Genomic DNA, 13,246 nt, shown 5'->3' on the forward strand with positions numbered 1-13,246 from the left:
GGTAGAAACCTGATCTAAAGGGAGGAAGCGGATAAAGAAATAGGACGTGCTCAGGCACGTCCTTTAGGGAGAGGGGCTATTCGCTCCAGCTGACCCAGCCCAGCATCCAAGTAAGGAGAATCAGACCACCAAATACAATACGGTAGTAGGCAAAAGGTACATAGTTTTTACTGGAGATAAATTTCAGCAAAGCTTTTACTGCCAATAGACCGGCGATAAATGCTGCGATAAAACCGATGGCAATTTGTCCGACATCTTGTAAGGTAAAGAGTTTGTAGTTTTTTAAGATGTCGTAACCTGTTGCCGCAATCATCATTGGTACAGCAAGGAAGAATGAAAATTCGGTAGCCGTTTTACGTTCTAATCCCCACAGCATACCGCCCATGATGGTGCTGCCTGAACGTGATGTCCCAGGGATAAGGGCACAAATTTGGGCGCATCCTACAACAAATGCGTCGATTGGGCGCATATCGTCTACATGATTGACTTTAGGTTTGGCTGTTGTTTGGCGTTTTTCAACCCATAAAATGAAGAAACCACCGAGTACTAGCATAGTAGCAACAGTAATGGGGTTGAAAAGATGCAATTTAATTTGTTTACTGAATAAGAGGCCAACAATCGCAGCGGGGATGAACGCGATAAATAAATTCAGCACAAAGCGATTGGCTGTTCGCTCTTTGCCTAGTCCTTTTATGATATGGGTAAATCGTTGGCGATATTCGAATACGACGGCTAATACGGCACCGAGCTGGATGGCAATTTCGAATACTTTTCCGTTGCTTTGGAAATTCATTAAGTCGCCAAATACAATCAAGTGACCGGTACTTGAAATAGGGAGGAACTCGGTTAAACCTTCGATAATACCGAGAATAAGTGCTTTAAATAAAATCAAAATGTCCATAAGTTTTCAGACGGCCTTGAGGCCGTCTTTCTTTTGTTGAATAGTTAAAGTGGTTTTGAGGATTGTTCGCGGCGGACTTTGACGATGAGCTCGTCTATGGTTTTCATACCGACTTTCCAGTCGCTACCATTGAAATTGACTTTGTATTTACCACCGACGATGACAGTTGGTGTGTTTTCAATTCGATAAGTTTCCGTCAATTGCTGCATTTTTGCAGCAGCCGACGCGGCAGCAGGGCTATTGTAGGTTTGAAGTAGTTTTTGACTGTCAAAACTTGTCTGTTTGCCGACCCATGATCGGAATACATTTGCATCAGCCAAGTTAATCTTCTGTTCGTAAACAGCTTTGAAGATGACTGGATTGGCCTGATATTTTAAACCTGAAAGATTGACGGCAGCGGCTACTTTGGCCAAGCCTAACATTTCAGGCATCCAAACGACGTGTTCTGTCCGTAAGGAAACATCTTTGGCAAAGGTTTTGCTGTGTTGCAACAAAACTGGATCGAGATGGTAACAATGGACGCAGAAGTAGCCGAAAAATTCTAGCACTTCAATTTTTCCGGCTTGCTGCTGCGGGATAGGGCGACTAAGAACGGTATAGTCCACGCCTTCGGTAGCAGCCTGCGCACTCAGACTGAGCAGGATCAGGCTGAGTACGGCAATGGTTTGTTTCATACGCTGCTTCATCAGTGATTCCATTATTTGGTAGAACGAATCAAGCTGTTGATATTATGGTCTTGCAGGTTTTTTTGCAGTTTCACAGCGGCTTCCTGCTGCATAGTGTTACTTTGAACTCGGTAAATGGTTTTGTCGCCGTTTTGCGATTCAACCACTTTGGAAGAAACACCTAAAATAGCCAGTTTTGCACGTTGTGAATCTGCGCTGGAACGGTCTGCATATGAACCAAGTTGCAGGAAGGCTTTTTTACCGCTGTTGGCAGCTGCTTCGGCTTTTTCTGCTGACTGTTTATTTGCAGCGTTGCTGCTTTCTTTTGTTGCAGAGGCATTTGCTGCTTTACGTGCTTTTTCGATGCTGCCGCTGTTGAGGATTTGCTCAGGTGTCGGCTTGTTTTGTTTTTTGGCTTCGGCTGCTTTTTTCTCAGCCAATTTGCGCTCGGCACGCTCTTTTTGTTTGTCGGTCAGTTGGTCGGCTGCTTTTTTATCTTTTGCAGTTTTATCAGTAGCTTCTTTTTCAGCTTTGGCTTTTTCTGCGCGTTTTTTCTCTAATTCGGCTTTTTTCTCGGACAGTTTTTTCTTGGCGGCTTCTTTTTCTGCTTCCGTTTTTGCGGCTTTTTCTTTGGCTTCACGTTCGGCTTTGTCGGCGGCGGCTTTTTCAGCTTTTTCTTTGGCTTCACGTTCGGCTTTATCGGTAGCGGCTTTCTCTGCTTTTTCTTTGGCTTCACGTTCTGCTTGTTCGGCTTTTTCCTGAGCTTCTTTTTCCGCTTGAGCTTTTTCTTCAGCTTCTTTGGCAGCCTTTTCAGCCTCTTCTTTAGCTTTGGCTTCTTTCTCAGCAGCTTCTTTTTCTGCTTTGGCTTTTTCTTCATCTGCTTGGGTAGATGAAGTGTCGGTGGTTGGGCGTTTCTCTGCTTTGTCCTGAGGTTTCAGGATTTCAGGTTCTTCGCTTTGTTTAGGCTGAGTCAGCTCTTTGAAAACGTTTTGGTTGCCTTGGTTCAAGAAGAACAAAATACCGGCAATAATACCTGTTGCCAGTATCAGGCCGAAAAAGAAACCGGCCAAGCCTTTGCCATATTGTGTAGATTTTTTCATGACTTACCTTGTAATAATGTGTTCAGACGGCCTGAAGGGAGACTGTCTGAGTTTGGATTCGATATTTTATCAATAACCGTTATGGACGGCAAAATCCTGATGCTTTGTTTACTCTAGTTTTACTTAAACATAAAGATTCAGGCCGTCTGAAAAGTTAAAGGGCGCGACGGAAGCCGATGGCTTTCATCACATGGGTTTTGCTGACTTCTTCGTCGCCTGCCAAATCAGCCAGCGTACGGGCAACGCGCATGATGCGGTGGAAGCTTCGAGCGGAAAGGGATAGTTTTTCGAGCATGGTTCCCAAGGCTTCTTGCGCTTCTTTTTGGATGCGGGCTTTACCATCGAGCTCGCTGACACTCAGTTCGGCATTGACTTTGCCTTGTCTGTTGTATTGGATTTTGCGTGCGGCGGTAACGCGTTCCAATACTGTGGCACTGGATTCGCCTGCTTCTTGTTGCATCAATTCGGCAGCGGAAAGGCTGGGTACTTCGATGGTTAAATCAATACGGTCGAGCAATGGCCCTGAAATTTTGTTGCGGTAGCGGGCAACGCTTTCAGGCGTGCAGCAGCAAGGTTTGGATGGATGACCAAGATAGCCGCAAGGGCAGGGGTTCATGGCGGCGACAAGTTGGAACTTGGCCGGATAAACTGCTTGGCGTGCGGCGCGGGAAATATGGATTTCGCCGTTTTCCAAAGGTTCGCGCAACACTTCTAATACTTTACGGTCAAACTCGGGCAATTCGTCTAAAAACAACACTCCGTGGTGCGCCAATGAAATTTCGCCCGGACGCGGGTCTGAACCGCCACCCACCATAGCAGCCGAGCTGGCACTGTGATGAGGGCTGCGGAAAGGACGGTTGCTGTCGAGTTGCTGTTGATGGTTGGGCAGGAGCGAACGCAAAGCCCATACTTCGACCAATTCGTCTTCGGTCAAAGGCGGAAGGATGCCGGGCAAACGTTGCGAAAGCATGGATTTGCCCGTACCCGGCGGGCCCATCATCAACAGGCTGTGTCCGCCTGCCGCTGCGATTTCTAAAGCAAGGCGAGCGGTATGCTGGCCTTTAACATCGGCTAAATCAGGTATTTTACTTTGTTCAGACGGCCTTTGCGTCAGCTTGCATTCAGTTTGTGTCAGCGGTTCGATACCGTTTAAATGTGCGGCCACTTCGCCTAAAGAACGCGCACCATAAACCGCGATACCGCGCATAACGGCAGCCTGTTCGGCATTTTCTTGCGGCAAGACGAACGAACGACCTGCCTGCATTCCCTGCCATGCCATGGCCAGCGCGCCGCGTACGGGACGCAGCAGCCCGGACAGCGCCAATTCTCCGGCAAACTCATATTGCGCGAGCTTTTCAGGATTAATTTGTCCCGATGCGGCAAGAATGCCCAAGGCAATCGGTAAATCGAAACGGCCGGATTCTTTGGGGAGGTCGGCCGGTGCGAGGTTGACGGTAATTTTCTTGGCGGGGAAGTCGAAACCGCTTTGGATGATGGCGGCACGCACACGGTCGCGGCTTTCTTTGACTTCAGTATCGGGCAAGCCGACGATATTGAAATGTGGCAAGCCGTTGGCAAGGTGGGCTTCCACTTCGACCAACGGCGCATTCATGCCGCTTAAGGCGCGGCTGTAAACCAAAGCAAGCGACATGTTTCAGACGGCCTTATTCGGCAGCTTCAGTTTGTTGTTTGATTTCGGCAACAGCTTCTTCCGCAGCAGCTTCGGCCGCTTTCAAAGCAGCTTCTTCAGGCTCTTGAGCGGCTTCGAGTTTGACCAAACGGGCTTCCAATTCGGCCAGTTTGGTACGGGTTTTAATCAAAACCTGTTGTTGGATGTCGAATTCTTCGCGGGTCACCAAGTCCATGCGGTTGAACGCGCTGCCGAGCATGGCTTTAACGTTTTTTTCCATGTCTTTGGCAGGGCTGTTGGCGATGGTTTCGCTGATTTTGGAGCTGACTTCTTCAAAAAGTTGTTTGCCGAACATAATCCGTATCCTTTATTCAGAATGTATATAGAAATTCAAGTGGCTATTGTATAAGGAAAAAGGCCGTCTGAAAACGGGAATTTTGAGACGGCCTTTGCTTTCTATCGTAAATATTCCGTGTATTTTAACGTTCAACACGGGCTTCAAAAATAGGCATCAGCCACGCGCCGCCTGTGAAGCCTTTGCATGAACCGGTGGTGTGTTCCTCACTGCGGACAAACGTTTTACCGTCCCACACCGCTGCATTACCAGACCAGCAGTCGCCGATCCCTCGGCCTTTGAAGCTGCCGCTAAGGGTGGCTGTTTTCTCATCGAATCCACCGTGACCGCCGTATGTCATTGGCGGTAGCACTTGTTCGATTTTGGTTAATTCTTTGTTGGCAATGGCATAGTAGCCGCCGGTTTGATAGGCTCCGCCGATACAGATGGCCTCTACCAATACTTGTTGTTTGTTGAGCGGATAAATACTTAGGCTGCGATTCCAATCCATGTGCTCTTTATCATGCAGGGCGGGGCAGTAATTGTCATCGTCAGTGGGAGCATAGTTGTTGCTGTCTCGCAGCAGTTTCATGACGGCATTGTGGCGCGGCGTGTTTTGCTCCAGCGTATCGCCTGCATTTTTCGGCACGGCAACGGCGCGGATAACGGGTTTGGGTTGAGGATTGAGGACTGCCTGACTGCTGTTGCCTTTGCGTATCAGTGCGGAAGGTGTGTTCAGACGGCCTTGGAATTCGTCCGTTTTCAACATCGCCGCCGCTGCGCCTTTGTCGGACAAATGCCATTCATATTTTCCAGAGCGGATGCTGATTTTGCTCTCTTTTTTCAATGCTTCGAGTAAGGCACTGGTTTGCGCGCTGCTCAATTTGCCTTGGCCTTTTTTATTGAACGCCAATTTGCCCAGTGATTTACCGTTCAATACCAATTCGTTGCGGGTTGCAATGCTGGCGAGTTGTGCTTCATCGTCATTAAATGGCAGTAGGGAAACTTCGCCAATTACTGCGGCATTCGCCCCTGCTTGTCGGGTAAACAGGATAGAAACCGGTGGTTCTATTTCATCTGCTTGGTATCCGGCAAGACGGCAGGTGCCGGTATTGTCGCAAGCAATGTCCCAGTCTTTGTAATTTTGATAAAAGCCTTGAGGCGGAGCAGCCAGTGCGGTGGCAGGCAAAACAGCCAGCAGCCATTTCTTCATGATGTATGCTTTCAATTTTATTTATGTAGATTCACAAAGACAGCATAGCAATCCAAGGTTTCGTTGCGCTGTTTTTGTGAAAATACGATGTGTCGTTCGTAAAAAGGTTTTGAATATTTAGATGTAAAAAGGCCGTCTGAAACTCCCGTTCAGACGACCTTTATTATTTTTTTACACGCCTGCGGCTGCTTTCAATGCGGCTGATTTGTCGGTGCACTCCCAAGTAAATTCAGGCTCTTCGCGACCGAAGTGGCCGTAGGCGGCGGATTTTCCGTAAATCGGGCGCAGCAGGTCGAGCATTTGGACGATGCCTTTAGGGCGCAGGTCGAAATGTTCGCGAACCAGGGCAATCAGTTTTTCTTCGCTGATTTTGCCGGTGCCGAAAGTATCGATGGAAATCGAAGTCGGTTCGGCAACGCCGATGGCGTAGGAAACTTGGATTTGGCATTGGGTTGCCAAACCGGCGGCGACGATGTTTTTCGCAACGTAGCGGCAGGCGTAAGCGGCGGAACGGTCCACTTTGGACGGATCTTTGCCGGAGAATGCACCGCCACCGTGCGGAGCTGCGCCGCCGTAGGTATCGACGATGATTTTGCGGCCGGTCAAACCGCAGTCGCCTTGCGGGCCGCCGATAACGAAGCGGCCGGTCGGGTTGATCAGGTATTTGGTTTCGTCGGTCAGCAGTTCAGACGGCAGAACCGGTTTGATGATGTGTTCGATCACGGCGTTTTTCAGCTCTTCGTAACCGATAGACGGATCGTGCTGGGTAGACAGGACGACTGTGTCGATGCGTTTTACTTTGCCGGTTTCGCTGTCGTAAACCACGGTCAGTTGGGCTTTGGCATCAGGACGCAGCCAAGGCAGGCGGCCGTCTTTGCGCAATTCGCTTTGGCGTTGCATCAGGCGGTGGCTGTAATAGATGGCAAACGGCATCAGGGTAGGGGTTTCGTCGCAGGCATAGCCGAACATCAAACCTTGATCGCCCGCGCCTTGGTTCAGGTCGATGCCTTCGCCTTCGTTCACGCCTTGGGCGATGTCCGGAGATTGTTGGTCGTAGTACACGCCGACTGCGCAGCCGTTGGCATCAAAGCCCAGCTCGGAGGAGTTGTAGCCGATGCGTTTGATGGTTTCGCGTGCAACTTTGATGTAGTCCACTTGGGCGGTGGTAGTGATTTCGCCTGCCAATACGCACAAGCCTGTGTTGACCAAGGTTTCTGCTGCGACACGCGCTTTGGGGTCTTGCGCCAAGATGGCATCCAAAATCGCATCGGATACTTGGTCGGCAACTTTATCCGGATGGCCTTCGGATACCGATTCGGAAGTAAACAGATATTCGCTCATTGCTATTCTTTCATTAAAAACAGGCTGCTGTGTTTTCAGACAGCCTTTTATTTCGGACAGCGGAAATCATAACAAAAACTCCGCTTTTTCTCTATACAAGTGAGAAACATTCGCACTTGTCTGCTGTTTCGGAATCCTGTTGCACGTTTCTTACAGGCAAAAAAATTCCCGCATTAAGCGGGTTTGGATTGCTCTGGCGAGCCACATCGGTTTTTCAACCGTCCACCTTACCTTTCCGTTTGAAAAGCAGGTTGGCATGGAATTCCCAACTCTTAATGCAGCGCGGATAGTAGCAGAAAAGCAGGTGTGTCGCAATATATTTGCCCGAAGTCTGTTTTGTTCAGACGGCCTGTTTCGTTTACAATCTGTCCACTTCATTTTGGTAAAACCTTATGCAAACGCTTGTTACCTTTGTTTTTAAATTTTTGGCCGCGCTGCCTTTGGTTTGGTTGCACAAATTAGGCAACCTGCTCGGCAGTTTGGGTTTCCGCTTGCTGTCGAAAGATCGCCGGCGTGTTTTCGAAAACATGAAACTTGCCGGATTGAACCCGACGGACGAGGCGGTGAAAAAAATTTTCCGTGAAACAGCAAAAGGCGGCTTGGAATTGCCGGTGGCGTTTTTCAGACGACCTGAGGAAATTGAAAACCTGTTTGTCAGTGTCAACGGTTGGGAACATGTTCAGACGGCCTTGAGCGCGGGCGAAGGTTTGCTGTTTATCACGCCGCACATCGGCAGCTATGATTTGGCGGGTCGTTACATCAGCCAGCAACTGCCGTTTCCGCTGACGGCGATGTACAAGCCGCCGAAAATCAAGGCATTTGATGCGGTGATGCAGGCAGGGCGCGTGCGCGGTAAAGGCAAGACTGCACCGACCAGCATTCAGGGCGTCAAACAAATCATCAAAGCGCTGCGCGGCGGCGAAGCGACCATTGTGTTGCCGGACCATGTACCGTCTCCGGAAGAAGGAGGCGACGGCGTGTGGGTGGACTTTTTCGGCAAACCTGCCTACACCATGACGTTGGCAGGCAAGCTGGCGCAAGTCAAAGGCGTGAAGGCTTTGTTTTTCTGCGGCGAGCGTTTGCCCGACGGTAAAGGCTTTGTCTTGCATATAGAGCCTTTGCGCGGCGAGTTGAACGGCGATAAGGAGAACGACGCGCGCGTGATCAATGAAAATACCGAGTATTGGATACGCCGTTTTCCGGAACAATATTTGTTTATGTACAACCGCTACAAACATCCCGAAGGCGCGCCTTTCCCGCCGGAAATATAGGCTTGCCGAATGTAAAAAACCTGCTTGGACTCAAGCAGGTTTTGTATTTGGTCGGAATGAGAGGATTCGAACCTCCGACCCCTTCGTCCCGAACGAAGTGCGCTACCGGGCTGCGCTACATTCCGAATGTGGGAAATTATAGGATAGGAGAAGCCGGTTTGTACAGGGGTCGATAAATAATTAATAATTGGCTGTCGATGGGTTTGTTTTAGGCCGTCTGAAGCGATGTGTTTCAGACGGCCTGTGTTTTTGTTTGCCGCTTCTGCTGAAGCATTTGTCCTAATGGCATTATAATGTGGGCAATTGTTTTTTAGATTGTCTGCTATGTTTTATCTTTATCAGTCCGACCGTTTGGAAGCGCTTGCCGAAATGTGCGCGCATATTCATCAGGCCTTGCCTTTGGATGTGGTATTGGCACAGGAAGAAGTGGTGGTGCAGAGCCAGGGGATGCGGCGTTATCTGAATGTGTTTTTCGCGCGCAAACTCGGCGTGGCGGCGAATTTGAAGTTCAGCCTGCCTGCCGGTTTGGCGTGGCAGCTGATGCGCAAATTGGTTCCCGATGTGCCGCCGCTCAGTCCGTTTTCGCCTGAAGTTATGCGCTGGCGTTTGCTGGATTTGTTCCGCAGCGAAGCGTTTCAGACGGCCCCGGAGTACGAAAACGTGCGCCTGAAGCTGGAAAGTTATTTGCACAGCTCGGCATCGGCGGATTATCAGCTTGCCGGACAGATGGCAGATATTTTCGACCAATATTTGGTGTACCGCCCGGATTGGATTGATGCGTGGCAGGCTGGGAAGCTGCTGGGTTTGGGCGATGATGAGGATTGGCAGGCGCGGCTGTGGCGTTATTTGGATGATGGCAGCCAATCGGCGCCGCACCGCGTGGCCTTGTGGGAAAAGCTGTTGGCGCAGTTGGATAAATCGGTTTTGCCGCAAAGGTTGTTTGTATTCGGCATTTCGACAATGGCACCGATGTATCTGCAACTGCTGCACCAAATTTCCAAGCATTGCGATGTGTTTGTGTTCGCGCTCAACCCGAGCAGCCAATATTGGGGCGAGGTCATCGACGAGGCGCAAATTTTGAAAAGGGGCGATGAGGCGGATTTGTCGCAGGCAGGGCATCCGCTGTTGGCTTCTTTGGGCAAGCAGGGACGCGATTTCTTTGATTTTCTGTCGGAAGTGGAAACCGAGCAGGATATTCAGGTTTATGAAGAGGGAAGAGACGATACCTTGTTGCATTGCCTGCAAAACGATATCCAAAACTTGATCATGCCGTCTGAACGCTTATATCAACAGGAAGAAGGCGAAGCAGGCGCGCAGCAGGCTTTGGTTCAGGTTCACGATGCGGACGGCAATCCAGTGTGTGTCGAGCCGGACAAGCTGCTGAACGACGGCTCAGTCAAAATCGTTGCGGCACACAGCCCTTTGCGCGAATTGCAGATTTTGAAAGAAGAGCTGTCGCTGGTGTTGCAAAAAAATCCCGACTGGCAGCCGCACGATATTGCCGTTTTGACGCCGAACATCGAGCCGTACAGTCCGTTTATCGAAGCCGTTTTTGGACAGGAGCATGTAGGCAGCCAGGCTTTGCCGTATTCGATTTCGGATGTGAAACTCAGCCGCCGTCAGCCCTTGCTGTATGCTTTGGCGCAAACTTTGGACTTGCTGGAGAGCCGGTTTGAAGTGGACAAGGTTTTGCCTTTACTGGAGAGTTGGTTGGTGCTGCAACGCTTCGGTTTGAGCGAAGAGGATGTGCCGCTGCTGCATGAGACTGTTGCCGGATTGAATGTGCATTGGGGGTTGGACCAAACCATGCGCGAGGGTAAAGACAACCTCTTTACTTGGCAGCAGGCGGTAGAGCGTTTGGCCTTGGGCTGGATGCTGCCTGAAGGCGGCAACGGCATGTGGCAGGGCGTGAGCGCGTGGCATAGCAATGTCAATCAGCTGGACGTGTTCAGCGGTTTTGCCGAATTTATCCGTACTTTAGCCGATATGGCGGCGCAATGGCAAGAGCCTGCCAATGTGGAGAGCTGGGTGCAGCGTTGCCGTGATTTGCTGGAGAAACTGTTTGCTCCGGATACGGACGACCAATACGCCAAGCAGCAGTTTGAGCAGTCTTTGGCGAAATGGCAGGAAGAGGCGCAGTTGGCCGAATTTGACGGATTGTTGCCGTGTAAAACCGTTATCCGCCATATCCGCCGCTTTTTGGACAGCGAAAGCCAAGCCGGATTTTTGAGCGGCGGCATCACTTTTTGCAGTATGGTGCCGATGCGCAGCCTGCCGTTTAAAATGGTTTGCCTACTGGGTTTGAATGACGGCGATTTTCCTCGCAATACCAAAGCGGCGGTGTTCGACCTGATTGCCAAACATCCGAAAAAAGGCGACCGCGCCCGCCGTGACGACGACCGTTATCTCTTCCTCGAAGCCTTAATCAGCGCGCGCGAAATGTTGTATTTGTCTTATATCGGCCGCGATATACGCAATGATGCCGAGTTTGCGCCGTCTTCATTAATCAGCGAGCTGCTGGATACCATCGCCGCCATGACGGGGAAAAGCGGGCGTGAGTTGTCGGAGAAATGGGTGAAACATCATCCTTTGCAGGCGTTTTCGCGCCGTTATTTCCAAAAGGACGCGCTTTCAGACGGCCTCTTCAGTACGCGCCAAGATTATGCCGATGCATTGAACCAACCGCAAGCGGAAGCGCAGCCGTTTTTCCTTGAGGCTTTAAGTCAGGAAGAGCCGGGCAAAACCATTCATCAAGGCGAACTCATCAGTTTTTGGCGCAATCCTGTCAAAGTTTGGCTGAAGAAAAATTTAAGCTGGGATCAGCCGTATCTGGACGGCGCATGGGAATCTGCCGAACCGTTTGAGCCGCAACATGAAGGTCGGATTGCCGATGCCTATTTGGATGCGCGGCGCAAAGGTGAAGATTTTGAAGATACGGCCATTCGGCTGAATGCAGAAAGTCTGATGCCGGTAGGCGAGTTGGGCGGCTTATGGCAGAAGCAGTATCAGATATCTGCGAAAAACGTGGATACCGAGTTGATACACAGTAACAAAAGGCCGTCTGAACCTTATGAAGAATCCTTTGACGATTTGGTTTTACAAGGCACCATCGGCAATCTTTATGAGTGCGGCCGCATTGTGTTCCTAAATCAAAAAGACAATGCACCCAACCGCATTGCCCGTTTATTGGAGCATTTGATTTTTTGCGCCATCGCCCCTAAATCCGTTGAAAGCCGACAAACCTATATTGTCAGCCTGGGACAGACCGAAACCTATGCCGCCATCGGGCAAGAGGTGGCGAGGGCACTTTTGAAAGAATGGTTGGTATATTTCCGAATCGGACAAAATACCCCCTTGCCGTTTTTTGCCAAAACCAGCCTTGCCGCTGCGGAGGAGTACAACAAGAAAGAGGATTGGGATGCTGCCTTGAGAAAAGCCCATGATGTTTTTAATGGCAATAAAATGAGCAAAGGGCAGAAAGAATATACCGAAGTGAAGCTGGTGTTTGGTCATTCGGAAGAATCGCCGCTTGATGAGCCACTATTTGAAAACCTCGTCGTCAATCTACTTGTTCCACTTTTGACCGGCGTAGCAGGGAAAACCAATGCAACAGAACAGGAGTAAAGCATGGCCACTTATGCAGAATATTTGGATTTTGATACTGAAGAAGACAAATTGAAACAGCAGCAACTCTATCAGGCGACCGAGTTGTCGGCGCAAACGGTAGCAGAGGTTAAAAAGATCAGTCGTCCGCAAAACTGGTTGCTTGCCGCTGCGCCATATTGTCCTGATTGTCGCGTGTTTGTGCCGTTTATTCAGAAAATGGCGGAGTTGAACCCCAATATCCGCGTCAACTATATTGCCCGTAACGATTTTGACGACAGCAGCCGTTTCGATAATCCTCGCCAACAGGAAATCGTCCGTACCAACCAAAAAATTCCTGCACTGTTCCTGATGGGGCATGAAGAGGCCGGGCCTGTGTTTAACGAGTTTCCGCAAGTGGTGTTAAACCAAATTGCGGCAGATGAAACCGGTCGCACGGAATTGCGCGATGCGTACCGTGCCGGCGAATTTAATGCCGATATTGAGGCTCAGATTGTAGCGGCGTTGGCATGGGCAGAGCAGCGTTGTTGAGTAGATATTGTTGGTGTGTAAGACTATATTTTGAGCCACTTTGATAAAGGGGACAATTTCTAGTGTAATTTAGTTCTTACCTAGATTTTCTCATTATGTATTTACGTTCTGGAACTTCAATGGTTTGAACAATTTCAAATCCCTCTTTTTGGTAGAGGTCTCTAGCTATTTGATTTGACTCAAAAACCGTTAGGGAAATACTTTCTATTTCTTCATTTTCAAACATTTCTTGAAGAAAGTATTGAAAAGCTTTTCTACCTAATCCTTTTCCCTGCTTCTGTGGAGCTATGAGAAATCTTCCAATATGAAGATTTTTATCTTCTAGTTTGATTTTCTGGATGATGCCTACAAACTCTTCTCCAACAAAAATGGAAAAAATCCCTTCCATCTTTTGCAAGGATTGGGCAATCAAGGGATAAGAAATCTTTGGCCCCATCCATTGCTTCTGAAAACTTTCTCCCAAAGCATTAGACCACTGACAAATGAGTTGGGCATTTTCTAACTGAAGTCCTTTTTCAAAGTGAATTTTCATATTTGCTCCTAAAACTTCTCTTATATCCAACTATTATACTCTTTCTCATATTTTTTCCGAATAATTAAGTATGATTCAACTTTATTTTTTTCTTGTTGGAACGATTCTTGCTTCCTTTCTTTGCT

11 protein-coding genes, 1 tRNA gene and 1 riboswitch are annotated in these 13,246 nt (G+C 49.1%); of the genes, 3 read left to right on the forward strand and 9 right to left on the reverse strand.

Features of this window, described 5'->3' with window-relative positions; genetic code table 11:
• Positions 1-76 precede the first annotated feature (76 nt).
• From HMPREF2696_RS08100 to metK, 7 genes are all read right to left on the reverse strand, one after another.
• Positions 77-901, reverse strand: a complete 825-nt coding sequence (locus HMPREF2696_RS08100; protein ID WP_049337089.1) for an undecaprenyl-diphosphate phosphatase — start codon at positions 899-901, stop codon at positions 77-79.
• A gap of 44 nt (positions 902-945) precedes the next feature.
• Positions 946-1,587 carry a thiol:disulfide interchange protein DsbA/DsbL gene (locus HMPREF2696_RS08105; RefSeq protein WP_049344447.1) on the reverse strand — a complete coding sequence of 214 codons (642 nt, stop codon included), beginning with the start codon at positions 1,585-1,587 and terminating at the stop codon, positions 946-948.
• A gap of 11 nt (positions 1,588-1,598) precedes the next feature.
• Positions 1,599-2,666: an SPOR domain-containing protein gene (locus tag HMPREF2696_RS08110; RefSeq protein WP_049337087.1), complete on the reverse strand. Its 1,068-nt coding sequence runs from the start codon at positions 2,664-2,666 to the stop codon at positions 1,599-1,601.
• 154 nt (positions 2,667-2,820) lie between these two features.
• On the reverse strand, positions 2,821-4,317 hold the full coding sequence (locus tag HMPREF2696_RS08115; protein ID WP_049337086.1) for a YifB family Mg chelatase-like AAA ATPase: 1,497 nt from the start codon (positions 4,315-4,317) through the stop codon (positions 2,821-2,823).
• 13 nt (positions 4,318-4,330) lie between these two features.
• Positions 4,331-4,651, reverse strand: a complete 321-nt coding sequence (locus tag HMPREF2696_RS08120; protein WP_004521053.1) for an accessory factor UbiK family protein — start codon at positions 4,649-4,651, stop codon at positions 4,331-4,333.
• Between the two features lie 124 nt (positions 4,652-4,775).
• Complete coding sequence (locus HMPREF2696_RS08125) at positions 4,776-5,843, reverse strand: DUF1176 domain-containing protein (RefSeq protein WP_004521055.1); 1,068 nt, start codon at positions 5,841-5,843, stop codon at positions 4,776-4,778.
• Positions 5,844-6,014: 171 nt separating this feature from the next.
• A complete protein-coding gene (metK, locus tag HMPREF2696_RS08130) occupies positions 6,015-7,184 on the reverse strand; it encodes a methionine adenosyltransferase (protein ID WP_004521057.1) in 1,170 nt (389 codons plus the stop codon).
• Positions 7,185-7,357: 173 nt separating this feature from the next.
• Positions 7,358-7,468, reverse strand: a riboswitch (SAM-I-IV-variant riboswitch).
• Between the two features lie 108 nt (positions 7,469-7,576).
• Between metK and HMPREF2696_RS08135 the strand changes: the two genes are divergently transcribed.
• On the forward strand, positions 7,577-8,455 hold the full coding sequence (locus HMPREF2696_RS08135) for a lysophospholipid acyltransferase family protein (RefSeq protein ID WP_004521058.1): 879 nt from the start codon (positions 7,577-7,579) through the stop codon (positions 8,453-8,455).
• 48 nt (positions 8,456-8,503) lie between these two features.
• Here HMPREF2696_RS08135 and HMPREF2696_RS08140 read toward each other — a convergent pair.
• Positions 8,504-8,580: transfer RNA gene (locus HMPREF2696_RS08140), tRNA-Pro, on the reverse strand.
• Between the two features lie 199 nt (positions 8,581-8,779).
• Here HMPREF2696_RS08140 and recC point away from each other — a divergent pair.
• Positions 8,780-12,079, forward strand: coding sequence for an exodeoxyribonuclease V subunit gamma (gene recC / locus HMPREF2696_RS08145; RefSeq protein WP_004521059.1), 3,300 nt, complete (start codon positions 8,780-8,782; stop codon positions 12,077-12,079).
• 3 nt (positions 12,080-12,082) lie between these two features.
• Positions 12,083-12,589: a thioredoxin family protein gene (locus HMPREF2696_RS08150; RefSeq protein WP_004521060.1), complete on the forward strand. Its 507-nt coding sequence runs from the start codon at positions 12,083-12,085 to the stop codon at positions 12,587-12,589.
• 76 nt (positions 12,590-12,665) lie between these two features.
• Here HMPREF2696_RS08150 and HMPREF2696_RS08155 read toward each other — a convergent pair whose 3' ends face one another.
• A complete protein-coding gene (locus tag HMPREF2696_RS08155; RefSeq protein WP_004521061.1) occupies positions 12,666-13,121 on the reverse strand; it encodes a GNAT family N-acetyltransferase in 456 nt (151 codons plus the stop codon).
• Between the last annotated feature and the right edge of the window lie 125 nt (positions 13,122-13,246).

Origin of the sequence: Neisseria sp. HMSC058F07, from assembly GCF_001810035.1 — a bacterium.
Taxonomy (GTDB): domain Bacteria; phylum Pseudomonadota; class Gammaproteobacteria; order Burkholderiales; family Neisseriaceae; genus Neisseria; species Neisseria perflava.